Source organism: Amycolatopsis sp. CA-161197, from assembly GCF_050942255.1.
In the GTDB taxonomy this organism is placed as follows: Bacteria; Actinomycetota; Actinomycetes; order Mycobacteriales; family Pseudonocardiaceae; genus Amycolatopsis.
Genome location: NZ_CP192059.1, coordinates 5,295,071 through 5,322,001 on the forward strand (window position 1 = coordinate 5,295,071; position 26,931 = coordinate 5,322,001).

General features: G+C 74.1%; 2 protein-coding genes. Both read left to right on the top strand.

The features are described from left to right. Positions 1 to 10 precede the first annotated feature (10 nt). Positions 11 to 5,419: an acyltransferase domain-containing protein gene (locus ACQPXB_RS24725; RefSeq protein WP_432844595.1), complete on the top strand. Its 5,409-nt coding sequence runs from the start codon at positions 11 to 13 to the stop codon at positions 5,417 to 5,419. Between the two features lie 54 nt (positions 5,420 to 5,473). Next, positions 5,474 to 26,212 carry an SDR family NAD(P)-dependent oxidoreductase gene (locus ACQPXB_RS24730; protein WP_432844596.1) on the top strand — a complete coding sequence of 6,913 codons (20,739 nt, stop codon included), beginning with the start codon at positions 5,474 to 5,476 and terminating at the stop codon, positions 26,210 to 26,212. Positions 26,213 to 26,931: the final 719 nt, after the last annotated feature.

The window sequence follows — 26,931 nt, forward strand, 5'->3', positions numbered from 1 at the left end:
GCTGACACCCATGACCACGCCCAGCGAGAAGGTCGTCGAGGCCCTGCGGACGGCGGCGAAAGAGGTCGAGCGCCTGCGCCGCCGGAACAAGCAGCTCGAGGCGAAGGCGCACGAGCCGATCGCGATCGTGGGCGTGGGCTGCCGGTTCCCCGGCGGGGTGCGCTCCGCCGAGGACCTGTGGGCCGTGGCCGCCGAGGGCCGGGACGTGATCGGCGAGCTGCCGGCCGACCGCGGCTGGCCCGCCGAGCTCGACGGCGGCGAGTTCCCCGTGGCCCGCCGCGGCGGGTTCCTGGAGGGGATCGCCGACTTCGACGCGGCGTTCTTCGGGATCGCGCCGCGCGAGGCGCTCGCGATGGACCCGCAGCAGCGGTTGCTGCTGGAGACGTCGTGGGAGGCCATGGAACGCGCGGGTCTCGACCCGGCGCGGCTGCGCGGCTCGCGGACCGGCGTGTTCGTGGGCACCAACGGCCAGGACTACGGCTCGGTGCTCAGCGAGGCTCGTGAGGACCTGGAGGGCTATGTCAGCACGGGCGTCGCGGGCAGTGTGGCGTCCGGGCGGCTGGCCTACACCTTCGGCTTCGAAGGCCCGGCGGTCACGGTGGACACGGCGTGCTCGGCGTCGCTGGTCGCGCTGCACTGGGCCGCGCGGTCGCTGCGGACGGGGGAGTGTTCCCTCGCGCTGGCCGGCGGGATGAGCGTGATCACCACGGCCGCGCCACTGGTCGAGTTCAGCCGTATGCAGGCGCTCGCGCCGGACGGCCGGTGCAAGGCGTTCGCCGACGGCGCCGACGGGTTCGGCTGGGCCGAGGGCGCGGGGATGCTCGTGCTGGAACGGCTTTCCGACGCCCAGCGTCACGGCCACGAGGTCCTCGCGGTCCTGCGCGGCTCGGCGGTCAACCAGGACGGCGCGTCCAACGGCCTCACGGCGCCCAACGGTCCTTCGCAGCAGCGGGTGATCCGGCAGGCACTGGAGAACGCGCGACTGTCCACCGAGGACGTCGACGTGCTGGAGGCCCACGGCACCGGCACCGCGCTGGGCGACCCGATCGAAGCCGACGCGCTGCTGGCCACCTACGGCCGCGACCGGCCCGCCGAGCGGCCGCTGCTGCTCGGGTCGATCAAGTCGAACATCGGCCACACCCAGGCCGCGGCCGGGGTCGCCGGCGTGATCAAGATGGCGATGGCGCTCAAGCACGGTCTCGCCCCGAAGACGCTGCACGCCGAGACGCCGTCGCCGCACGTCGGCTGGTCCTCGGGCGCGGTGTCGTTGCTGACCGACGCGGTGCCGTTTCCCGAGACCGGACGCCCGCGCCGAGCGGCGGTGTCGTCGTTCGGCATGAGCGGCACCAACGCGCACGTGATCCTGGAGCAGGCCCCTGCCGTCGAGCCGGTGCCGTCTGCGGAACGGACCGGGGTCGTGCCGTGGCTGCTGTCGGCGCGGAGCAAGGCCGCGCTGCGCGGCCAGGCGCGGGCGCTGCTCGACGTCGACGCGGACCCGGCCGATGTCGCGTACTCGCTGGCCACCGGCCGGACGTTGCACGAGCACCGCGCGGTCGTCGTGGGCGAGAACCGCGAGGACCTGCTGGCCGGGGTCCGCTCGCTGGCCGACGGGACGCCCGGCCCCGGCGTGGTCGAGGGCGACGGCCGGATCCCCGACGAGCGCCGCACCGTGCTCGTGTTCCCCGGCCAAGGCTCCCAGTGGGCCGGGATGGGGGCGGAGCTGCTCGCCGCGTCGTCGGTGTTCGCTGAGCGGATCGACGAGTGCGAAGCCGCCCTGCGGCCGCTGGTGGACTGGTCGCTGCGCGACGTGCTCACCGGCGCGGAAGGCGCGCCGGGCCTGGACCGCGTCGACGTGGCGCAGCCCGCGCTGTGGGCGATGATGGTCGCGCTGGCCGAGGTCTGGCGCGCGGCGGGCGTGGTGCCCGCGGCGGTGGTCGGGCATTCGCAGGGCGAGATCGCGGCGGCGTGTGTCGCGGGTGGACTGTCCCTCGAGGACGGTGCCCGCGTGGTCGCGTTGCGCAGCCAGGCCATCGCGCGCGAGCTGTCCGGCCTCGGTGGGATGGCCTCGGTGACCGCGTCGCGTGAGGTCGTGGCCGAGCGCCTGGAGAAGCACGACGGCGTGTCGATCGCCGCGGTCAACGGGCCCGGCTCGGTGGTCGTGTCCGGCGACGCCGGCGCGCTCGACGAGTTCCTCGAGGCGTGCGCAGCCGACGGCGTCCGGGCGAAGAAGGTGCCCGTGGACTACGCCTCGCACTCCCACCACGTCGAGCGCATCCGCGACGAACTGCTGCGGGACCTGGCCCCGATCGCGCCGCGGACCTCGGCGGTCCCGTTCTTCTCGACCGTCACCGGTGCGTGGCAGGACACCGCCGGGCTCGACGCGCGGTACTGGTACGACAACCTCCGCGGCGTCGTGCAGCTGGAGACCGCGCTGCGGGTGCTGCTGGCCGAGGACCACGACGTGTTCGTGGAGGCGAGCGCCCACCCGGTGCTGGTCATGAGCATCCAGGACACCGCCGACACCGACGGTGTTGTCGCCGTCGGGTCGTTGCGCCGCCACGAGGGTGGCCTGGCGCGGCTGTACACGTCCTTCGCCGAGGCCCATGTGCGGGGCGTGCCGGTGGACTGGACATCGGCGATCGACGGTGGCCGACGGGTGGACCTGCCGACGTATGCGTTCCAGCGGCAGCGGTTCTGGCCGGAGGTGCTGCCTTCGGCCGCCGACGCCACCGGGCTCGGCGTCGCCGCCGCGGACCACCCGCTGCTCGGCGCGGCCGTGCCGCTCGCCGACGACCGGGGCGTGGTCCTGACCGGCCGCGTGTCGCTCGCGGCGCAGCCGTGGCTGGCCGACCACGCGGTGGCGGGCACGGTGCTGGTGCCGGACACGGCGTTCGTCGAGTGGGCCGTGCGGGCCGGCGCCGAGGCCGGGCTGCCGGGGCTCGCGGAGCTGACCGTGCACGAACCCCTCACGCTGGCCGGCACCGCGGCGGCGCAGGTCCAGGTCATCGCCGAACCGGACGGCGGGACGGGCACCGTCGCCGTCTACGCGCGATTCGACGACGGCCCGTGGACCCGCCACGCGAGCGGCACTTTGCGTCCGGCCGCGCCGATCCCCGCGCTGTCGTGGCCGCCGGAGAACGCCGTCGCCGAGGACCTCGACGCGTTCGCCGGCCGAGCCGCCCGCCACGGCTTCGAGGCCGGCCCGCTCTTCGCGGCGGTGACCGGCGTGTGGCCGGGCGACACCGACGTGTTCGCCGAGGTCACGCTCGCGGCCGACCTGGAGGAGGACGCCGGGCAGTGTCTCCTGCACCCCGCGCTCCTGCAGTCGCTGCTGGCTTGCGTCTCCGAGGACGCCCTCGCGCTGCCGTCCGCTTGGCACGGCGTGACCGTGGCGGCCACCGGGGCCACGACGCTGCGGGTCCACTTGCGCCGGACGTCCGACGGCGTCGCGCTGACCGCGATCGACGGTTCCGGCCAGCCGGTGGTGGCGTGCGAGAACATCGAGCTTCGTCCGCTCGACCCCGCCAAGATCGCGGCGCCCGACGCCGAACTGCGCTCCGCGCTCTTCCGGCTGGACTGGGCTCCCGCGCCGGTCGGCCCGCCCGCGGACTACACGACGGTGGGCACCGGCCCGCTCGCCGAGAAGCTCGGCGCCACCGCGGCGACCGTGTCCGAAGTGGACCCGAGGCCGTTCGTCGTGCTGCCCCTCGTACCGGCGCAGGACGACCTGGTCACCAGCGTCCACGAGACGACGGCCGCGGCGCTGGAAGCCGTGCGCGCCTGGCTCGCCGACGACCGCTTCGACGACAGCCGCCTGGTCCTCCTGACCCGCAACGTGGTCGCGGCCGGACCCGGCGACACCGTGGCCGGGCTCGCCGGCGCGGGCGTCTGGGGCCTCGTGCGGTCCGCCCAGACCGAGCACCCCGGCCGGTTCGTGCTGGTCGACGTGGACGACGACGAAACGTCCCTGGCCGCGCTCACCCCGGCGCTCGGCAGCGGTGAACCCCAGCTCGCGATCCGCGGCGGCGCGATCTCCGTGCCTCGCCTCGCCCGCGCCGAACGCACCGCGGAGCCGGCCGGCTGGGGCACCGGCCCGGTGCTGCTGACCGGCGGCACCGGCACCCTGGGCGCGCTCGTCGCCCGGCACCTCGTCACCGAGCACGGCGTGACCGACCTGCTGCTCACCAGCCGCCGTGGTCTCGACGCCCCGGGCGCCCGCGAACTCGTCACCGACCTGACCGCGCTCGGCGCCACCGCCCGGGTCGAGGCCTGCGACGTCACCGACCGCGCGGCACTCACGAAGCTGCTGGCCGGCGAGCCGCTCACGGCCGTCGTGCACCTCGCCGGCGTCCTCGACGACGGCGCCCTCGAAGCCCAGACGCCGGACCGCCTCGGCCGGGTGCTGCGGCCCAAGGTCGACGTCGCCGTGGCACTCGACGAGCTGACGCGGGACAAGGACCTCGCCGCGTTCGTGCTGTTCTCCTCCGCGGCGGGCGTGTTCGGCAACGCCGGCCAGGCCAACTACGCCGCCGCCAACACCTTCCTCGACGCCCTCGCCGCACGCCGCCGGGCCGAAGGTCTCCCGGCCACGTCGCTGGCATGGGGCTTCTGGGCCGAGCGCAGCACGATGACCGGTGGTGTCGAGGACACCGACCTCGCCCGGTTCCGCCGCGGCGGGGTGCTGCCGTTGTCCGCCGAGCTCGGGCTGCGGCTGTTCGACGCCGCCGCCGAGGTCGACGCGGCACTGGTCGTACCGGTGCCGATGCGGCTCGGCGGCACGTCCCACGAGGAGATCCCGCCCGTGCTGCGCGGGCTCGTGCGCCCGCCGGCGCGGCGTGCGGCCGGGGCGGCCGCACCCGCTGAGACCTGCGGGTCGGCCTTGGCGGAAAAGCTCGCCGGCCGCAGCGCGCGGGAGCAGCAGGCCATCCTGCTGGAGCTCGTCTCGCGGCACGCGGCGACCGTGCTGGGTCACGGCTCGCCGGAGGCGCTGGACGTCGAGCGCGGGTTCACCGATCTGGGCATGACGTCGCTGACGGCGGTCGAGCTGCGCAACCGGCTCACCGCCGAAACGGGCGTGAAACTGCCCGCCACCACCATTTTCGACCACCCGACACCTGTCGCGCTGGCCCGCCGGCTCGGCGCCGACCTCGGTGCCGGGGCCGACGACGAAGGAGCCGGGTCCGTGTTCGCGGAGCTCGAGCGGCTGGAGGCGGCCCTGGCCGCGGCCGCGCTCGAACCCGCGGTGCGGACGCGGCTCGGCAAACGGCTCTCCGCACTGCACTGGAAGGTCGAGGAGCACGACGGCGGGCAGGCAGCCGCGTTGAGCGGTGGCAGTGCCGCCACGGCCGCCACCGCGCTCGCCGAGTCGACCGACGACGAGATGTTCGCGCTCATCGACGAGGAACTGGGGCTCGGCTGAGCAACCCGGTAGGTCGAGACGTCTTTCCCTGGAACACCGGGAGGTTTTCGCGCCATGACCAGCACCGAGGACAAGCTTCGGGAATACCTGAAGCGCGTCACCACCGACCTGCAGCAGACGCGTCAGCGGCTGCAGGCGGTCGAGACGAAGGGCAGCGAGCCCATCGCGATCGTGAGCATGGCCTGCCGCTTCGGCGGCGGGGCCGACACGCCGGAGAAGCTGTGGCAACTGCTCCTCGACGGCGGCGACACGATGACCGGCTTCCCCGTCGACCGCGGCTGGGACGTCGACGGGCTGTACGACCCCGACCCCGACAAGCCCGGCAAGACCTACGTGCGCGAGGGCGGGTTCCTCACGGGCGCCGCCGAGTTCGATGCCGAGTTCTTCGGGATCTCGCCGCGTGAGGCGCAGGCGATGGACCCGCAGCAGCGGCTCCTGCTGGAGTCGGCCTGGGAGGCCTTCGAGCGCGCCGGTGTCGCGCCGAACTCGTTGCGCGGCAGCAGCACCGGCGTCTACGTCGGCGCCTTCAACACCAGTTACGCCTCCAGCATCAGCGGTGGTGAAGGCGGTGACGGGCACCTGCTCACGGGCAACGCGACCAGCGTCGTCTCCGGCCGCATCTCCTACCTGCTGGGCCTCGAAGGCCCGGCGGTCACCGTCGACACGGCGTGCTCGTCCTCGCTCGTCGCACTGCACTGGGCGGCGCAGGCACTGCGGGCGGGGGAGTGCTCGCTCGCCCTGGCCGGCGGCGTCACGGTGCTGCCGGTGCCGGACCTGTTCGTGGAGTTCGCCCGCCAGCGCGGCCTCGCGCCCGACTCCCGGGTGAAGGCGTTCGCCGACGCCGCCGACGGCACGGCGTGGGGTGAAGGCGCCGGGATCCTCGTGCTGGAACGGCTTTCCGACGCGCGCCGGCTGGGGCACCCGGTGCTCGCCGTGGTCCGCGGCAGCGCGATCAACCAGGACGGTGCGTCGAGCGGTCTGTCGGCGCCCAACGGCCCGTCGCAGCAACGCGTGATCCACGCCGCGCTGGAGAACGCGCGGCTGTCCACCTCGGACGTCGACGCCGTCGAGGCCCACGGCACCGGCACGGCGCTGGGCGACCCGATCGAGGCGCAGGCCCTGCTCGCCACCTATGGCCGCCGGCGCGAACGGCCGCTGCTGCTGGGCTCGGTGAAGTCGAACATCGGCCACACCAACGCCGCGGCCGGGGTCGCGGGCGTGATCAAGGTCGTGCAGGCGATCCAGCACGGCCTGCTGCCGAAGACGCTGAACGTCGACGCGCCCTCGTCACACGTCGACTGGACGGCGGGCGACGTCGAGCTGGTCACCGAGCACACGCCGTGGCCCGAGACCGGCCGCGCTCGCCGGGCGGGGGTGTCCGCGTTCGGCATCAGCGGGACCAACGCGCACGTGATCGTCGAGCAGGCGCCGCCGGCCGACGAGCCCGAGGAGAGCTACACCGGGCCGGCCACGGTCCCGTGGGTGCTGTCGGCTCGCACGCCCGAGGCGTTGCGGGCGCAGGCCGCACGGCTGCGCGACGGCCTGGCGGACGACGCCACACTGGCCGACGTCGGGTTCACGCTGGCGACCGCACGGGCGCACCTGCCGCACCGGGCCGCGGTGCTCGCGACCGACCGCGAGGCCGCGCTGTCCGCGGTGGCGGCGCTGGCCGACGGGGAGCCCGCCGCGGTCGAAGGGTCCGTGCTGGCGGGCCGCCTCGCGGTGCTGTTCACCGGCCAGGGCGCCCAGCGGCTCGGCATGGGCCGTGAGCTGCACGCGAGTTTCCCCGTGTTCGCGGCCGCGTTCGACGAGGCCGTGTCCGCAGTGGACAGTCACCTCGACGGCTCGCTGCGCGAGGTGGTCTGGGGCGCCGACGAAGCCACGCTCGACGAGACCGGCTGGGCCCAGCCCGCCTTGTTCGCGCTCGAGGTCGCGGTGTTCCGGCTCGCCGAGTCGTGGGGCATCGTGCCGGACTTCGTGGCCGGCCACTCCATCGGCGAGATCGCCGCAGCTCACGTCGCCGGCGTCCTGTCGCTGGGCGACGCCGCCGCGCTGGTCGCCGCCCGCGGCCGGCTCATGCAGGCTCTGCCCGCCGGTGGCGCGATGGTGTCGATCCAGGCGGCCGAGGACGAGGTCGCCCCGCTCCTGACCGGGGACCTGGCGCTCGCCGCCGTCAACGGGCCGGCTTCGGTGGTGGTCGCCGGTCCCGAGGGCGCCGCGCTCGCGCTGGCCGAGCGGTTCGCTGCAGATGGACGCAAGACCAAGCGCCTGGCCGTCTCGCACGCGTTCCACTCGTCGTTGATGGACCCGATGCTCGGCGACTTCCGCGCGGCGATCGAAGGCCTGAGCTTCCACGCTCCCGAGATCCCGTTCGTCTCGACGCTGACCGGCGCGCTCGCCTCGGCCGACGAGCTCGCCACGCCCGAGTACTGGGTGCGCCACGTGCGTGGCACCGTCCGGTTCGCCGACGGCGTCACCGCGCTGGGCGCGCTCGGCGTCCGCAAGTTCGTGGAGGCCGGGCCGGACGGGGTGCTGTCCGCGATGGCGCAGGACTCCGTGCCCGCCGGCGCGCTGCTGGTTCCGCTGCTGCGCAAGGACCGCGCCGAGGAGACCACCGCCCTCACGGCGCTGGCCACCCTCCACACCCGCGGCGTCCCGGTCGACTGGGCCGCGCTGTTCCCCGGCGCGCACCGCACCGACCTGCCGACGTACGCGTTCCAGCACGAACGCTTCTGGCTCAGCTCCGGGGACGGCGCGGGCGACGTGACCGCCGCGGGCCTGGAGGCGCCGGGGCACCCGCTGCTCGGGGCCGCGGTCGAGCTGGCCGACGGTGCGGGTCTGCTGTTCACCAGCCGGCTTTCGCTGCGTTCGCACCCGTGGCTGGCCGACCACGCGGTGGGCGGGCGCGCGATCTTCCCCGGCACCGCGTTCGTGGAGCTGGCCGTGCGCGCCGGCGACGAGGTCGGCTGCGACCGCGTCGAGGAGCTGACGCTCGCCGCGCCGCTCGTCGTGCCCGCGGAAGGCGCGGTGCGGCTGCAGCTGCGCGTCGGCGCCCCGGACGAGACGGGCCGCCGCGCGGTGAGCGTGCACAGCCGGGCCGATGGCGCCGTCGGCGAAGCCTGGACACCGCACGCGTCGGGCTTCCTCGCCGAAGCCGCGGGCGCGCCCGCCGAGTTCGACACCACGGTGTGGCCGCCGGAAGGCGCCGAGTCCGTGGCCGTCGAAGGCTGCTACGAATCCTTCGCCGAAGGCGGCTTCGCATACGGGCCGGTGTTCCAGGGCCTGCGCAACGTCTGGCGGCTGGGCGAAGACGTGTACGCCGACGTCGCGCTGCCCGACGGGGTCGAGCCCGGCGAGTTCGGCCTGCACCCGGCGCTGCTCGACGCGGCCGCGCAGACCACGGCGTTCACCGGCGCGCCCCCGGGCATGCCGTTCTCCTGGGCCGACGTGACCCTGCACGCCTCCGGCGCGGCCGCGCTGCGGGTGCGGCTGTCGCCGCGCGGTGAGAGCGTGGAGCTCGCCGTCACCGACGGCACCGGCGCGCCGGTGGCGACTGTCTCGGCGCTCACGATGCGGGCGATCACGACCGGGCCCGAAACTGGCTCGGTTCACCGCGACTCGCTGTTCCGCCTCGACTGGCTGCCCCTGCGCTCGGCCCCGACGGCGCCCGAGTCGTTCACGGTTCTGGGCGAGGGCACCCTGCTGCCCGAAGCCGCCGTGGCGGAGGGACTCGACGAGCTGGCCGCCGTGCCGTCCGTCGTGGTGCTGCCCGTGGCCGAATCCACGGGTGATGTCGTCGCCGAGACCCACGAGCGCACGTCCGAAGTGCTGGCCCTGCTGCAGAAGTGGCTCGGCGACGATCGGTTCGCCGACGCCCGCCTCGTGGTCGTCACCCGCGGTGCGACGACCGGCGCCGACCTGGCCGCCGCCGCCGTGCACGGCCTGGTGCGTGTGGCCCAGTCGGAGAATCCCGGCCGCTTCGGCCTGGTCGACCTGCCCGACGGCAGCACCGACGGGCTGGCCGCGGCGCTCGGCTCCGAAGAACCCCTGCTCGCGCTGCGCGGCGGCATCCCGCTCGCGGGCCGGCTCGTCCGCGCCGAAGCCGGTGCCGGTACGCACGACTGGGACGGCACCGTCCTCGTCACCGGCGGCACCGGCGGGCTCGGCAGCCTGCTGGCCCGCCACCTCGTGACCCGCCACGACGTCCGGGACCTGGTGCTCGTCAGCCGCCGCGGTGCCGAGGCCGACGGCGCCGCCGAACTCCGCGACGAGCTGAACGCGCTCGGCGCCGACGTCACGATCGAGGCCGCCGACCTGACCTCCCGCGAAGCCACGGCCGCCCTGCTGGCCAGGCTCGACCGTCCGCTGAGCGCCGTGGTCCACACCGCCGGCGTCCTCGACGACGGCGTGCTCGGCTCCCTGACGCCCGACCGCATGGCCACGGTGCTGCGCCCCAAGGTCGACGCCGCGTGGCACCTGCACGAGCTGATCGGCGACCGGACCGCGCTGGTCCTGTTCTCCTCGGTGTCCGGCACCTTCGGCGGCCCGGGCCAGGGCAACTACGCCGCCGGCAACGCCTTCCTCGACGCGCTCGCCCAGCACCGGCGCGCGGCCGGGCTGCCGGCCGTCTCCCTGGCGTGGGGGCCGTGGGCCAGCACCTCGGGCATGACCGCGACGCTCTCGGACACCGACCTGCGCCGCATCTCCGGCTCCGGCATCCCGGAGCTGGCCGCCGAGGAGGGCATGGCGCTGTTCGACGCCGCAGTCACCTCCGGCGCGCCGGTGCTGCACCCGATCCGGCTCGACCTCCCGGCGCTGCGCGCGCAGGGCGAGCTGCCGCACCTGCTGCACGCGCTCGTCCGGCCGTCGTCACGCCGGGCCGTGGCGACGTCGGCCGCGGCCGACGGACTCGCCGCGCGCCTGTCCGGACTGTCCACAGCGGACCGGCTGCGCGAGCTGGTCGACCTCGTGCGTACCCAGGTCGCGATCGTGCTCGGCCACGCCGGGTCCGCCGCGATCGACCCGGCGCGCGCGTTCAGCGACCTCGGCTTCGACTCCCTGACCGCGGTGGAGCTGCGCAACCGCCTCGGCGCCGCCACCGGCCTGCGGCTGCCCGCGACCGCCGTGTTCGACTACCCGACCCCGGCCGTGCTCGCCGAGCACCTGCACGACGAATTCGTCGGCAGCACACCGGAAGTGACCGCCGCGGCCGTCACGAGCCGCGCAGTGGCCGACGACCCCGTGGTGATCGTCGGCATGAGCTGCCGCTACCCGGGCGGCGTGCGCTCACCCGAGGACCTCTGGCGGCTCGTCGCCGAGGGCACCGACGCGATCACGACGTTCCCGGAGAACCGCGGCTGGGACCTCGACGCGCTCTACGACCCGGACCCCGACCACTCCGGCACCTCGTACACGCGTTCGGGCGGGTTCCTGCACGACGCCGGCGAGTTCGATCCCGCGTTCTTCGGCATGAGCCCCCGCGAGGCCCTCGCCACGGACTCGCAGCAGCGCCTGCTGCTGGAGGTCTCGTGGGAGGCGCTGGAGCGCTCGGGCATCGACCCGGCCGGTCTGCGTGGTTCGCCGACCGGGGTGTTCGCCGGCGTGATGTACAACGACTACGGCACCCTGCTCGGCGGCCGCGAGTTCGAAGGCTTCCGCGGCAACGGCAGCTCGCCGAGCGTCGTCTCCGGTCGCGTGTCCTACACGTTCGGCTTCGAAGGACCGGCCGTCACGGTCGACACCGCGTGCTCCTCCTCGCTGGTCGCGATGCACTGGGCGGCGCAGGCGCTGCGCAGCGGGGAATGTTCGCTCGCGCTGGCCGGCGGCGTGACCGTGCTGTCCACTCCGGACCTGTTCGTCGAGTTCTCCCGCCAGCGCGGCATGTCGGCCGACGGCCGGTGCAAGTCGTTCGCCGACGGGGCGGACGGGGTCGGCTGGGCCGAGGGCGTCGGCGTGGTCGTGCTCGAACGCCAGTCGGACGCCGTCCGCAACGGCCACCACATCCTCGCGGTGCTGCGCGGTTCGGCGGTCAACCAGGACGGCGCGTCCAACGGGCTGACCGCGCCGAACGGGCCTTCGCAGCAGCGCGTGATCCGCCAGGCCCTGGCGAGCGGGCGACTGTCCACTCAGGACGTCGATGTCGTCGAGGCGCACGGCACCGGCACGACCCTGGGCGACCCGATCGAGGCGCAGGCCCTGCTGGCCACGTACGGCCAGGACCGCGAGACCCCGCTGCTGCTCGGCTCGATCAAGTCCAACCTCGGCCACACCCAGGCCGCGGCCGGGGTCGCCGGTGTGATCAAGATGGTGCAGGCGATGCGGGCCGGGCTCGTGCCCTCGACCCTGCACGTCGACGGCCCGTCGTCGCATGTGGACTGGACGGCCGGCGACGTCGAGCTGGTCGCCGAGACCACCGCGTGGCCCGAGGCGGACCGCCCGCGCCGCGCGGGGGTGTCGTCGTTCGGCATCAGCGGCACCAACGCGCACCTGATCCTGGAGCAGGCCGCCCCGGTCGCCGAGCCGGCCCCGTCGGCGGTCACCGGCCCGGTGCCGTGGGTGGTCTCCGGGCGCACGCCCGACGCGGTCCGCGCCCAGGCGGGCAAGCTGCTCGCAGCGGCGCAGGCCGAGCCGGAGCACTCGCTCGCCGACGTCGGGTTCAGCCTCGCCACCACCCGCGCGGGCCTGGAGCACCGCGCCGCCGTGGTCGGCCAGACCCGCGACGAACTGCTCGCCGGCCTCGGCGCGCTCGCGGCGGGTGAACCGCACGCCGACGCCGTGGAGGGGGTGGCCCGCACCGGCCGGCTCGCGATGCTGTTCACCGGCCAGGGCGCGCAGCGGCTCGGCATGGGCCGCGAGCTCTACCACCGGTTCGCAGTGTTCGCCGCTGCGTTCGACGAGACCGTCGCCGCGCTCGACGCGCACCTGGGCACACCGCTGAAGACCGTGATCTGGGGCGAGGACGCGGCCGCCGTCGACGAGACCGGCTGGACCCAGCCGGGCCTGTTCGCCGTCGAGGTCGCGGGTTACCGCCTCGCGGAGTCCTGGGGTGTGCGGCCCGACTTCGTCGCGGGCCACTCGATCGGGGAGATCGCGGCGGCCCACGTGGCCGGGGTCTTCACCCTCGAAGACGCGGCCGCGCTCGTGTGCGCCCGCGGCCGGTTGATGCAGGCGCTGCCCCGCGGAGGGGCGATGGTGTCGATCCGCGCGAGCGAGGAAGAGATCACGCCGCTGCTGACCGAAGGCGTGTCGATCGCCGCGATCAACGGACCCGCGTCGATCGTGGTTTCCGGCGTCGAGGCCGAGGTCACCGCGGTGGCCGAGCACTTCGCCGCGCAAGGCCGCCGCACGCGTGAGCTGCCGGTGAGCCACGCGTTCCACTCGCCGCTGATCCAGCCGATCCTGCGCGCCTTCCGTGGGATCGCCGAAGAACTCACTTACCACGAGCCGAAGATCCCGGTCGTCTCGACGCTGACCGGCGCCGCCGCCACGGCCGAGGAGCTGTGCTCGCCCGAGTACTGGGTTCGCCACGTCCGCGAGGCCGTCCGGTTCTCCGACGGCGTCCGCACCCTCGCCGACCTCGGTGCCACCACGTTCTTCGAGGTCGGCCCGGACGGCGTGCTCTCGGCCATGGCCCGAGAGTCGCTGGAGGACGCCGACGCGGTGTTCGTCCCGCTGCTGCGCAAGGGCCGCGACGAGGTGCGCACCGCCGTGACTGCGATAGCGCGGCTGCACGTCGCCGGCACGCCGGTCGACTGGGCCGCCGTGTTCCCCGGCGCGCACGTCGTGGACCTGCCCACCTACGCCTTCCAGCACCAGTGGTTCTGGCCGGCCGCCACGCCGGGCCTCGGCGACGCGGCCGCCGTGGGCCTGCGCCCGGCCGAGCACCCGCTGCTCAACGGCACGGTCGAGCTGGCCGAAAACGACGGCGTGCTCTTCACCGGACGGCTTTCCCTCGCGTCGCACCCGTGGCTGGCCGAGCACGCGGTTCAGGGGACGGTTCTGCTGCCCGGCGCCGCGTTCCTCGAACTGGCGTTCCGAGCCGGCGACGAGGTCGGCTGCGACCACGTGGACGAGCTCACGCTCGCGGCCCCGCTGGTGCTGCCCGAACGCGGCGCGGTCCAGCTGCAGGTCCACGTCGGCGCGCCCGGCGACGGCGAGGGGCGCGCGCTGTCCGTCCACTCGCGAGCCGAAGGTGAGCTCGACGCGTGGACGCTGCACGCCACCGGCGTGCTCAGCTCCGGCGCGGCCGACGACGGTGGCTACTCGAGCGCCGAATGGCCTCCGGCCGGCGCCGAGCCGATCGACCTCGGCGGCTGCTACGAGCGCTACGCCGAGGCCGGGTTCGCGTACGGAGCCTCGTTCCAGGGCCTGCACGCGGCGTGGCGACGGGGCGACGACGTGTTCGCCGAGGTCACGCTGCCGGGTGCCGAAGGCCGCGCCGAGGAGACGGCCGCGGAGTTCGGCCTGCACCCGGCCGTGCTCGACGCCGTCCTGCACGCCGCGGACCACCTCGGCATCGGCGACGAAGGCGGCTCGCTGCCGTTCTCGTGGTCCGGTGTGTCGCTGCGCGCGTCCGGCGCCGCCACGGTCCGGGCGCGGCTGACGCGCACCGGTGACGACACGCTCTCACTCGACCTGACCGACGCGGCCGGGGCACCCGTCGCGTCGGTCGGCGGCCTCGCGCTGCGCGCGGTTTCCGCGCTCGGCACCGCACCGGTCGCGGGATCGCGTGATCCGCTGTTCCGGCTGGCGTGGCCGCCGATCGCGGGCGAGCCGGCGGTGCCGGACGACGTCGCCGTCGTCGGCCCGGACACGCTGGGTCTGGCGGCCGCGATCGAACACTGCACTGCGGTGACGCCGTACGCGCGGTTGTCCGATGTGGACACCGTGCCCGCCGTCGTCGTGATCCCGGTCGACGCCGGCATCGCCACCGGCACCGTGCCCGAAGCCGCCCACGCCGAGTCGGCCGAAGTACTGGCGCTGCTGCAGCAATGGCTCGCCGAGGAGCGGTTCTCCGCGGCGCGCCTGGTTTTCGTGACGCGCGGCGCCACGACCGGCGAAGACGTGGCGGCCGGCGCCGTGTGGGGGCTGGTGCGCGCGGCCGACGTCGAGCACCCGGGCCGCTTCGGTCTGGTCGACCTCACCGACGACGACACCACGTTGCTCGCCGCTGCGCTGGGCACCACCGAACCGCAGGTGGCGATCCGCGCCGGCGCCGTGACCTCGGCCCGACTCGAACGCGCCGCGCCCGCCGACCCGGTGACCTGGAACCCCGGCGGTACCGTGCTGATCACCGGCGGCACGGGCGGCCTGGGCCGCATCATCGCCGAGCATCTCGTGACCCAGCACGGCGTGCGGAAGCTGCTGCTGCTCAGCCGCCGCGGTGGCGAGGCCGCCGGGGTCGTCGAACTGGTCGCGGAACTCGCGACGCACGGCGCCGACGCGACTGTGGTCGCCTGCGACGCCGCCGACCGCGAAGCCCTCGCCGCCGTGCTCGCCGAGCACCCGGTTTCGGCGGTGGTCCACGCCGCCGGTGTCCTCGACGACGGCGTGCTCGACGCGCTGACGCCCGAGCGCATGACGACCGTGCTGCGCCCCAAGGTCGACGCCGCGTGGAACCTCCACGAGCTCGCCGGAGACCTCGACGCGTTCGTGCTCTTCTCCTCGCTGTCCGGCACCTTCGGCGGGGCGGGGCAGGGCAACTACGCGGCCGGCAACGCGTTCCTCGACGCGCTGGCCGAACACCGCCGCGCGGCCGGGCTGCCCGCCGTGTCGCTGGCGTGGGGCCCGTGGGCCCAGGCGGCCGGCATGACCGGTGCGCTGACCGAGGCCGAGATGCGGCGCATGGCCCGCTCGGGCATGCCGGCGCTCACCCGCGAGCAGGGGCTGGCGCTGTTCGACGCCGGTGTCGCCGCGGACGCCGCCGCCGTCGTCACCGCCCGGCTGGACCTGGCCGCCCTGCGGCAGGCCGGCGAGATCCCACCGGTGCTGCGCCGGCTCGTCCGCACCCGGGCCCGCCGCGCCGCCGCCGGTGGGGCCGCGACCGCGGGTGCGCTGGCCCAGCGGCTCACCGGGCTCGACGCCGCCGCACGCAAGCGCGAACTGGTGGACCTCGTCCGCGGGCAGGTCGCCGTCGTGCTCGCCCACGCCGACCAGAGCGCCGTGGAGGCGACCCGCGCGTTCTCCGAGCTCGGCTTCGACTCGCTGACGGCGGTGGAGCTGCGCAACCGTGTCTCCGCCGTCACCGGACTGCGGCTGCCGGCCGCGGCGGTGTTCGACCACCCGACGGTCGAGGCGCTCGCCGCGTTCGTGCTCGACGAGCTGTTCGGCACTGAACTCGACGAAGCCGTGCCCGCCGTGACCGGGCAGGTCGTGAGCGACGACCCGATCGTGATCGTCGGCATGAGCTGCCGCTACCCGGGTGGCGTGTCGTCGCCGGAAGACCTGTGGCGCCTGGTGTCCGAGGGCGTCGACGCGATCACGGAGTTCCCGAACGACCGCGGCTGGGACGTCGACTCGCTGTACGACGCCGACCCCGACCGGCCGGGCACCACGACCACGCGCTTCGGCGCGTTCCTGCACGACGCCCCCGCCTTCGACCCGGAGTTTTTCGGCCTGAGCCCCCGCGAGGCGCTGACCACCGACTCGCAGCAGCGCCTGCTGCTGGAAACCTCGTGGGAGGCCCTGGAACGCGCCGGGATCGACCCGGCGGGCCTGCGTGGTTCGCCGACGGGTGTGTTCGCCGGCGTGATGTACAGCGATTACTCGAGCCTGCTGTCCGACGCGGAGTACGAGGGTTACCAGGGCAGCGGCAGCGCGGGCAGCATCGCGTCCGGCCGCGTGTCCTACACGTTCGGCTTCGAAGGTCCCGCGATGACGATCGACACCGCGTGCTCGTCGTCGCTGGTCGGCCTGCACCTCGCGGCCCAGGCCCTACGGGCGGGCGAGTGCTCGCTCGCGCTGGCCGGCGGCGTCGCGGTGATGTCCACACCGGGCACGTTCATCGAGTTCTCCCGCCAGCGCGGCCTCGCCGCCGACGGCCGCTGCAAGTCCTTCGCCGAGGGCGCCGACGGCACCGGCTGGGGTGAAGGCGTGGGCATGCTGGTGCTCGAACGCCAGTCCGACGCGCTGCGCAACGGCCACCGCGTGCTCGCCGTGGTCCGCGGCTCCGCGATCAACTCCGACGGCGCGTCCAACGGCCTCACCGCACCCAACGGGCCCGCGCAGCAGCGCGTGATCCGCCAGGCGCTGGCCAGCGGTCGACTGTCCACCGCGGACGTCGACGCCGTCGAAGCGCACGGCACCGGTACGACGCTGGGCGACCCGATCGAGGCCCAGGCTCTGCTGGCGACCTACGGCCGCGACCGCGAAACCCCGCTGCTGCTGGGGTCGATCAAGTCGAACATCGGCCACACACAGGCCGCGGCCGGCGTGGCGGGCGTGATCAAGATGGTGCAGGCGATGAGCCACGGCGTGCTGCCGCGGACCCTGCACGTCGACGCGCCGTCGTCCCACGTGGACTGGAGCGAGGGCGCGGTCGAGCTGCTCACCGAGCCGCGCCCCTGGCCCGAGGTCGAGAGGCCGCGTCGCGCCGGCGTGTCGTCGTTCGGCATCAGCGGCACCAACGCGCACGTGATCCTGGAGCAGCCGGCCGCCGTCGCGGTGCCGAAGCCGGCGCCGTCCGCCGGGGTGGTGCCGTGGGTGCTGTCCGGCCGCACGCCGGAAGCCGTGCGCGCCCAGGCGGCGCGGCTCGCGGAGCACCTCGACGGCTCGGCCGAGGGCTCGTCGCCGGCCGACCTCGGTTGGTCGCTCGCCTCGACGCGGTCCGCGTTCGACCACCGAGCCGTGGTGCTCGCCGAGGACCACGACCAGGCCGTCGCCGCACTCACCGCGCTGGCGGCGGGGGAGCCGGGCGCGGTCGAGGGCACGGTGCTCGGCGGCCGTACGGCGGCGTTGTTCACGGGTCAGGGCTCGCAGCGGCTCGGCATGGGCCGCGAGCTTTACAACCGCTTCCCGGCGTTCGCGAAGGCTTTCGACGCGGCGGTCGCGGAGCTCGACCGGCAGCTGGAAAGCCCGCTGAGCGCGGTCGTCTGGGGCGAAGACCCTGACCAACTCGACCGCACCGGCTGGGCGCAGCCCGCGATCTTCGCACTGGAAGTGGCGCTGTTCCGGCTCGTCGAGTCGTGGGGCGTGCGTCCGGAGCTGGTGGCCGGGCACTCGATCGGCGAGATCGCGGCCGCCCACGTCGCCGGTGTCCTGTCGCTGGCCGACGCCGCGGTGCTCGTCGCCGCGCGCGGCCGGCTCATGCAGGGCCTGCCGCGTGGCGGCACGATGGTCTCGATTCAGGCCAGTGAGGACGAGGTCACGCCGCTGCTCACCGACCAGGTCTCGATCGCCGCGGTGAACGGGCCGAACTCCGTGGTCGTCGCCGGTGCCGAACGCGCCGTGCTCGCGATCGCCGACGAGTTCGCCGCGCGGCGGCGCAAAACCCGCCGGCTGCGGGTGTCGCACGCGTTCCACTCGCCGCTGATGGACCCGATGCTCGACTACTTCCGCGCGGTGGTGGGCGAACTGACCTTCCGCGCGCCGGAGATCCCGTTCGTCTCGACGGTGACGGGCGAGCTCGTGGCGGCCGAAGAGCTGACCGACCCCGAGTACTGGGTCCGGCACGTCCGCGAAACCGTGCGGTTCGCGGACGGCATCCGCACGCTGGCCGACCAGGGTGCCCGCGTGTTCGTCGAGCTGGGACCGGACGGCACGCTCTCCGCGATGGCGCAGGACAGCGTGTCCGAAGGGGCTGTGCTCGTTCCGCTGCTGCGCAAGGACCGCCCGGAGGACGTCTCGGTGCTCACCGCGCTGAGCCGCCTGCACGTCGGCGGCGTGGCCGTGGACTTCGCGTCGCTGTTCCCCGGTGCCCGTGTGGTGGACCTGCCGACGTACGCCTTCCAGCACCGGCGTTTCTGGCCCGCCGCGGCCACCGGGGGTTCGGGCGACGTCCGAGCCGCCGGCCTCACTTCGGCCGGCCACCCGCTGCTCGGCGCCGCCGTGCAGCTCGCCGACGGCGAGGGCGCGCTGTTCACCAGCCGCCTGTCGGTGCGGTCGCACCCGTGGCTGGCCGAGCACGCCGTGCACGGCGCGGTGCTCGTGCCGGGGACGGCGCTGCTGGAGCTGGTCGTCCGCGCCGGCGACGAGGTCGGCTGCGCGGTCGTCGAAGAGCTCACGCTCGCGGCACCGCTCGTGCTGCCCGCAGACGGCGCCGTGCAGGTGCAGCTGCGCACCGGCGCCGCCGACGAGACCGGACGGCGCACCGTGACCGTCCACTCGCGACCGGAAGGCCACGACGAGTGGCGTCAGCACGCCACCGGTGTGCTAGCCGAGGGCCCGGTCACGGCGCCGTCGTTCGACGCCACCGAGTGGCCGCCCGCCGGAGCCGAGGTGATCGGCCTCGACGGGTTCTACGAAGAGTTCGGCGAGGCCGGCTTCGCCTACGGCCCGCTGTTCCAGGGTGTGCGCGCGGCCTGGCGGCTCGGTGCCGACGTGTTCGCCGAGGTGGCCCTGCCCGAGGACACCGCGGACGCCGCGGCCGCCTTCGGCCTGCACCCGGCGCTGCTGGACGCGTGCCTGCACCCGGCGGCGTTCGCCGGCCTGGACCGCGGGGTGGTCCCGTTTTCCTGGCGCGACACCACGCTGCGGGCGGCCGCCGCGGCCGAGGTCCGCGTGCGGCTCAGTCGCGCGGCGGACGACGAGATCTCGCTGGAGCTCGCCGACGTGACCGGTGCGCCGGTCGCCTCCGTCGGCTCCCTCAAGCTGCGTGAAATCGGCACCGGCCTGAGCGCCGGGTCCGACGCGCTGTTCGAACCGGCCTGGGCGCCGCTCGGAGCCGAGAGCCCGCTGCCCGCCGCGGCCGTCATTCTCGACGACGACGGGCTGGGCCTGGCCGACGCGTTCGCCGCGGCGGGCGTGCCGACGGACGTGGTGGCCACGGCGGCCGGCCCGGTCGTCGCGCTCGTCGGACTGTCCACTCCGGACCTGCCGGTGCCCGCCGCCGTGCGGGAGCTGACGACCGACGTCCTGGCCCGTCTGCAGAGCTGGCTGACCGAGGACCACGCCGAGACCGACCGGCTCGTGTTCGTCACCCGCGGCGCCACGACCGGCGCCGACCCGGCGGCCGCCGCCGTGTGGGGCCTGGTGCGCTCGGCGCAGTCGGAGCACCCGGGCCGGTTCGGCCTGGTGGACCTCGACACCGACGGCGTGCTGGTGCCCCAGGCGGTCGCTTCGGGCGAACCGCAGGTCGTCGTGCGCGACGGTGCGTTGTTCGCACCGCGCCTGGCGCGTGCGGGTTCGGCGGGCGAGCCCGTGACCTGGAACCCGGACGGCACGGTCCTCGTGACCGGCGGCACCGGCGGGCTGGGCCGGATCTTCACCGAGTACCTCGTGACCGAACACGGCGTGCGCAACCTGCTGCTGCTCAGCCGCAGCGGCCCGGACGCCCCCGGGGTGGCGCGATTCGTCGAGACCCTCGCCGAAGCCGGCGCGAGCGCCGAGGTCGTGGCCTGCGACGTCGCCGACCGCGCCGCGCTCGCCGCGGTCTTGACCGAGCACCCGGTCTCCGCCGTGGTCCACACCGCCGGCGTCCTCGACGACGGCGTGCTCGAATCCCTGACCCCGGACCGCTTCGACACCGTGCTGCGGCCCAAGGTCGACGCGGCCTGGAACCTGCACGAGCTCACGAGCGACCTCGACGCGTTCGTGGTCTTCTCCTCCGTCGCCGGGCTCTTCGGCGGCGCCGGGCAAGGCAACTACGCGGCCGGCAACACGTTCCTCGACGCCCTCGCCGAACATCGGCGGGCCGCGGGGCAGCCGGCGGTGTCGCTGGCGTGGGGCCCGTGGGCGCAGGACTCCGGCATGACCGGCGTGCTCACGAGCGCCGACCTGCGGCGCATGCAGGACTCGGGGCTGCCGCCGCTCGAGCGTGAACAGGGCCTCGAGCTGTTCGACGAAGCCCTGGCCACCGGCCGGCCCGTCGTCGTGCCCGCGCGGCTCGACCTCGGCGCCTTCCGCGCGGCACCGGAGATCCCGCCGCTGGTGCGGGGCCTGGTTCGCACGCCCGTGCGCCGCGCCGCCGCCGGTGCCGCGGCCGGGGCGACCCTGGTGCAGAAGCTGCTGGGCCTGCCCGAAGCCGACCGGCGCGAAGCCGTGCTCGACCTCGTGCGCCGCGAAGTCGCCGGGGTGCTCGCCTACGCCGACGCGGGTGCGGTCGAGCCAGCCCGGGCGTTCCAGAGCCTCGGGTTCGACTCGCTCACTGCCGTCGAGCTGCGCAACCGGATCACCGCCGTGTCGGGGCTGCGGCTCCCGGCCACGCTGATCTTCGACTACCCGACCTCCTACGCCCTGGCCGAGCACCTTTGGACGGAGCTGTTCGGCGACCTGGCGGGCTCGGCGGACGGCACGTCGGTGCCGGCGGCGGCGATGCCGTCGCTGACCGACGACCCGATCGTGATCGTCGGCATGGCCTGCCGCTACCCGGGCGGGGTCGCCTCGCCCGAGGACCTGTGGCGGCTCGTGACCGAGGGCGCGGACGCGATCACCGAGTTCCCCGCCGACCGCGGCTGGGACGTCGAGTCGCTCTACGACCCGGACCCCGAGCACCTCGGCACGTCCTACACGCGCTCGGGTGGCTTCCTGCACGACGCGGCCGAGTTCGACCCCGGCTTCTTCGGGATGAGCCCGCGTGAGGCGATGACCACGGACACCCAGCAGCGCCAGCTGCTCGAAGTCTCGTGGGAGGCGCTGGAGCGTTCGGGGATCGACCCGGCCGGCCTGCGTGGTTCGCCGACGGGTGTGTTCGCCGGCGTGATGTACAACGACTACAGCTCGACGCTGTCGTCGTCGGAGTACGAGGGCTACCAGGGCCACGGGAGTGCCGGAAGCGTGGCCTCGGGCCGGGTCTCCTACACCTTCGGCTTCGAAGGCCCCGCGGTCACGGTCGACACGGCGTGCTCGTCGTCGCTGGTCGCGATGCACTGGGCGGCTCAGGCGCTGCGCAGCGGGGAGTGCTCGCTGGCATTGGCCGGTGGCGTCGCGGTGATGTCGACGCCGGCGGCGTTCGTCGAGTTCTCGCGCCAGCGCGGCCTTTCGCCGGACGGGCGCTGCAAGGCGTTCAGCGAGTCGGCCGACGGCGTCGGCTGGGCCGAGGGTGTCGGCATGCTGGTGCTCGAGCGCCAGTCCGACGCCGTCCGCAACGGGCACCACGTGCTCGCCGTGCTGCGTGGCTCCGCGATCAACCAGGATGGTGCGTCCAATGGCCTCACCGCGCCCAACGGGCCTTCTCAACAGCGGGTGATCCGGCAGGCGCTGGCCAGTGGCGGACTGTCCACTGCGGACGTCGACGTGGTGGAGGCCCACGGCACCGGCACGACGCTGGGCGACCCGATCGAGGCGCAGGCGCTGCTGGCGACCTACGGCCAGGACCGCGAGACCCCGCTGCTGCTGGGGTCCGTGAAGTCGAACATCGGGCACACGCAGTCGGCCGCCGGTGTCGCGGGCGTGATCAAGATGGTGCTCGCGATGCAGGCCGGCCGGGTGCCGCACACGCTGCACGTGACCGAACCGTCGACGCACGTCGACTGGACCGCGGGCGCGGTGAGCCTGGTGACCGAGCCGACGGTGTGGCCCGAGACCGACCGTCCGCGCCGCGCGGGGATCTCGTCGTTCGGCATCAGCGGCACGAACGCGCACCTCATCGTCGAGCTGCCGCACGAAGTCCACGTGCCCGAGCTGGACGACGAGCCGGAACCGGCCGGCCACCACGCGGCCCGCGGCGGACTGGTGCCCTGGGTCCTGTCGGCCCGGACGCCGGCCGCGCTGCGGGCACAGGCCGCGCGGCTGCACACGGCGCTGGCGGAGCAGGACACGCTCTCGCCCGCCGACGTCGGCTGGACGCTGCTGGCCGGGCGCTCGCTGTTCGAGCACCGCGCCGTCGTCCCGGCCGAGGACCGGGCCTCGGCGCTCGCCGAGCTGGCCGCCCTCGCAGCCGGTGAAGGCAACGCCGTGATGGGCTCGGTGCGTACCGGCAAGCTGGCCGTGCTGTTCCCGGGCCAGGGTGCGCAGCGGGTCGGTATGGGCCGCGAGCTGTACGACCGGTTCGCGGTGTTCGCGGCGGCGTTCGACGAGGTGGTGTCCGAAGTGGACCGGCACCTCGACGGCTCGCTGCGGGACGTGGTCTGGGGCTCTGACGAGGCCGAGCTGAACCAGACCGGCTGGGCGCAGCCGGCGTTGTTCGCGCTGGAAGTGGCGTTGTTCCGGCTCGCCGAGTCGTGGGGCGTCGCACCGGACCTGGTGGCGGGCCACTCGATCGGCGAGATCGCGGCCGCGCACGTGGCCGGGGTGCTGTCGCTGGCCGACGCCGCAGCGCTGGTCGCCGCACGCGGTCGGCTGATGCAGGCGCTGCCCGGAAACAGGAAAGCGTCGCGCAGCGACTCCGTTGAGAGTGGCGGCGGGGGCATGGACGGAGGGGCGATGGTCGCGGTGCAGGCGGCCGAGGACGAGGTCGCGCCGCTGCTGGCCGACGGCGTGACGATCGCCGCGATCAACGGTCCGGACTCGGTCGTGGTCGCCGGTGCCGAGGCCGCCGTGACGGCGGTGGCCGAGCAGCTCGCCGAGCGCGGCCGCCGGACCCGGCGCCTGGCCGTGTCGCACGCGTTCCACTCGCCGTTGATGGACCCGATGCTCGACGAGTTCCGCGCGGTCGTGGAGACGTTGTCGTTCCGCCCGCCGAAGCTCGCGTTCGTCTCGACGCTCACGGGCACGCCGGTGACGGCCGACGAGCTGTGCTCCGCGGACTACTGGGTGCGCCACGTGCGCGAGGCCGTGCGGTTCGCCGACGGCGTGCGGGCGCTGGCGGACCAGGGCGCGCGGAAGTTCCTCGAGCTGGGTCCCGACGGCACACTCACCGCGATGGCCGCGGCCTCCGTGCCGGAGGACGCCGTGACGGTGTCGTTCCTGCGCAAGGACCGGGGCGAGGAACAGGCCGCGGTGACCGCGCTCGGGGTGCTGCACGTCCACGGCGCCGCAGTCGACTGGGCGCCACTGTTCCGCGGCGCGCACCAGGTGGACCTGCCGACGTATGCCTTCCAGCACCAGCGGTTCTGGCCGGCGCCGGTGGCCGGTGCTTCCGGGGACGTGCGCGCGGCCGGGCTGGGGGCGCCGGACCACCCGTTGCTCGGTGCGGCGGTGGAGCTCGCCGGGGGTGAGGAGCTGCTGTTCACGAGCCGGCTTTCGCTGCGGTCGCACCCGTGGCTGGCCGACCACACCTTCGGTGACGCGGTGCTGGTGCCGGGCACGGGCCTGCTTGAGCTGGCCGTGCGGGCGGGTGCCGAGGTCGGGTGCGAGACCGTGGAGGAGCTCACGCTCGCGGCGCCGCTGATCCTGCCGGCGGAAGGCGCGGTGCAGGTGCAGCTGCGGGTCAGCGCTCCGGACGCGGCGGGCAGCCGGCCGGTGACCGTCCACTCGCGACCCGAAGGCGAGAGCGAGTGGGTGCAGCACGCGAGCGGCCTGCTCGCGGTGGCGCCGCAGCCGCCCGCGCCCGCGGTCGAGAGCTGGCCGCCGGCCGGGGCCGAGCCGATGGAGCTCGAGGGGTGTTACGAGGCCTTCGCGGACGCCGGGTTCGGGTACGGGCCGGTGTTCCAGGGGCTGCGGGCGGCGTGGCGGACCGAGGACGACATCTTCGCCGAGGTCACGCTGCCGGACGGCGTCGACGGCCGTGGGTACGGGGTGCACCCGGCGCTGCTGGACGCGTCGCTGCACGCCTCGCTGCTCGCGGGGTCCGAGGAGGACGGTGGTGGGCTGCCCTTCCTGTGGGAGGGCGTGACGGTTCACGCCGGCGGCGCTTCGGAGGTGCGGGTGCGGTTGACGCCGCGGGGCGCCGATGCGATGGCGGTGGCGTTGACCGATACGGCCGGGAACCCGGTGGTGTCGATCGCGAACCTGCGGACGCGGGTCGTGGCGCCGAGCGGGATCGAGGACACGGCGTTGTTCCGGGTCGGCTGGGTGCCGGTGACGTCCGGTGGAGAGCTGCCGGCCGCGGTGTCGGTGTCGGATGCTGCTCTTGCTTCGTCGCTTTCGGACGCCGGAGTTGCTGTGGCGGACGACGCGCCGGTCGAGGTGGTGGCGATGCCGGACGGTTCCGTGGCCGATGTGACGAACGCGGTGCTGGAGCGACTGCAGGCGGCCTTGACCGGGGACAATCGGGTGGTGTTCGTGAGCCGTGGTGCGGTCGAGGGGGACAACCTCGCCGCAGCGGCCGCGCACGGGTTGGTGCGGTCGGCGATGGCGGAGAACCCGGGTCGCTTCGGGCTCGTGGATCTGGATTCCGGGCCGGTCTCCGCGGAGGCGTGGGGCCGGGTGCTGGACGGTGGCGAACCGCAGGTGATCGTGCGGGACGGGGCTGTGCTGGCGGCTCGGCTGGAGAGGCAGCCCGCGCCGGAGGAGTGCGTCTCGTGGCGTGGCCGGGTGCTGGTGACCGGCGGGACCGGTGGGCTCGGGAGTGCGGTGGCCCGGCATCTCGTGGTTGAGCACGGGGTGCGGTCGCTGGTGCTGGTGAGCCGGCGTGGTCCGGCTGCTCCCGGTGCTGATGCGCTCGTCGAGTCGCTTCGCGGGCTCGGGGCCGAGGTGTTGGTGGAGGCGTGTGATCCGGCGGATCGGTCGACCTTGGCTGAGTTGCTCTCGCGGTATCCGGTGGATGGTGTCGTGCACGCCGCCGGGGTTGTCGATGACGGGGTGATCGCGTCGTTGACGCCGGAGCGGATGGAGAAGGTGTTGCGGGCCAAGGTGGACGCGGCGTGGAATCTGCATTCGCTGGTCGGTGACGTGTCAGCGTTCGTGCTGTTCGCGTCGGTGGCCGGGGTGTTCGGCGGGGCCGGGCAGGGGAACTATGCGGCGGGGAACGCGTACCTGGATGCGTTGGCGCAGCTGCGGCGGCGCGAGGGGAAGCCGGCGGTGTCGTTGGCTTGGGGGCCGTGGAGTGAGGTCGGGATGGTCGGTGCGTTGGGTGCCGATGAGGTCGAGCGGATGAATCGGTCCGGGTTCCCGTTGCTGGCGGTTGATGACGGGCTGGCGTTGATGGATGCCGGGTTGTCGGTGTCGTCTGCTGCGGTCGTTGCGGCGCCGATTGAGTTCGGGGTGTTCAGGGCTGGTGGGGATGTGCCGGCGTTGATGCGCGGGCTCGTCCGGGTGCCGGTGAAGCGGGCGGCTGTGGTGGCTGGGGGTGGGGGGCTTGCTGAGCGGTTGAGCGGGCTGGGTGAAGCGGAGCAGACGGAGGTGTTGCTCGAGGTGGTGTGTCGGCAGGCTGCGGAGGTGTTGGGGCATGCCGATGCGGGGGAGATTTCGGGGAAGAGTGAGTTTCAGAGTCTGGGGTTCGATTCGCTGACTGCGGTCGAGTACCGGAATCGGCTCGGGGCTGTGGTGGAGATGAGGTTGCCGGCGACGTTGTTGTTCGATTATCCGACGCCGGTGGAATTGGTGGGGTATTTGCGGGAGCGGTTGGTTCCGGAGGAGGCCGGGGCTGGTGCGTTGCTGGCGGAGTTGGATCGGATTGCGGTGGTGATGGGGGAGATGGTGGTTGAGCCGGGGATGGTTGAGGAGGTTGCCGGGAGGATTGAGGTGTTGAGGAGCCGATGGGGGAAGGTGGTTGGGGATGCAGGGGGTGCTGGGGGTTCTGGTTCGGAGTTTGATTTTGAGGGGGCTTCGGATGATGAGGTGTTTGATATGTTGGATAATGAGTTGGGGTTGAGTTGAGGTAGGTAGTTGTCCGGCTCGGCGCGCGGGGCGCGCCATTGCCGGATGTCGGTGGTGGAGGTGGGCACCCCGATTTTTGATTGTCACGACAGTAGAGATCGGCTTGTCAAGGCGGGAAAGAGTACCTTGACAAGCCGATCTCTACTGTGTTGGGGAAAAGAATCGGGGGGCCGGGCGGGGGAAGGTTGCGGGGAGGGGTTGGGGGAGCGTTTGTTGTGTTGCCGGGTGGTGGTTGGGCGGGGGCAAGGGCGCGCTTGGCTGGGTGGGGGGTGGGTTTGTGGTGGCGGGTGGTGGTTGTGGAGTGGCAAGGGCGCGCGCGAGGCGGCGGGGTGGTGGGTTTGTGGTGGCGGGTGGCGGGTGGTTTGAGTGACTCGCTGACTGGCGATCTGATCCGGTGGCTCACCTGACGTGGCACGCCGTTCGATCCATGTGATGTGTCCGAGCGCGCCTGACGCGCCAGATCGGGCGCGGAGTCAAGCGCCGGCCTGGCCAAGCGCATTCGATCTAGCCGGCCATGCCGATTCATCCAGCGTGCCGGGCCCCCGATTCGTTGGCCCCGTCGGCCATCCCGCGTGGCTCGAACTCCGACCGCGGCCATGCATGCCCGAGGTGTGCCGTGGATGGGCGTGGAAGAGCCCCGGCCCAGGTGAAGGGGGTGGTCACCTGGGCCGGGGCTCGGAGCGCGCGGAGCGGAGGGAGGGGCACCGCGCGCGGTCACG